At 76.1% G+C, this 448-nt stretch carries 1 protein-coding gene; it reads left to right on the top strand.

Annotation, left to right across the window (positions count from 1 at the left end; translation table 11 throughout):
* On the top strand, positions 1 to 378 hold a 378-nt coding region (locus B8460_RS20190), incomplete at its 5' end, for an SPOR domain-containing protein (RefSeq protein WP_048863423.1).
* Positions 379 to 448: the final 70 nt, after the last annotated feature.

Raw genomic sequence — 448 nt, 5'->3', positions numbered from 1 at the left:
GGCGAGGGCGAACAGCCGCTGCTCGATCACCGACCTGCGGCGGCGACGATGATCGGTGCCCCGGACGCGACCGACGCGGCGCCGGCGGCGGACGTGGCGCTGCCCGGCACGGTGACGCGGGTGCCGGTCGGTCCGGTGCGCCTGATGCTGCGTCTCGGCACCTTCACCAATCCCGGGCCGGCGTCAGTGCAGGCGCGGCAGGTGCCGGGGCTGGATGCCTACGTCGTCACCCATCCGTCGGGGCGGAGCACGAGCTATGCCGTGCTCGCCGGCCCCTATCCGACCGCGCGCGCCGCCGAGGCCGCGCTTGATGAAGCCCTGCGCGCAGGAGTGCCCGATGCCCGCATCATCGCCCGAAGCGACGCCGATCAGTTCTGACCTCCCGCCGCCCGGCCGGCGCCTCGGCCGGCGCGCACTCTTGCTGGCCGGGGCGGCGCTCGGCCCGGCC

It is taken from the genome of Acidisphaera rubrifaciens HS-AP3, from assembly GCF_000964365.1.
Classification (GTDB): domain Bacteria; phylum Pseudomonadota; class Alphaproteobacteria; order Acetobacterales; family Acetobacteraceae; genus Acidisphaera; species Acidisphaera rubrifaciens.
This window is presented reverse-complemented; position numbering and strand designations above follow the sequence as displayed.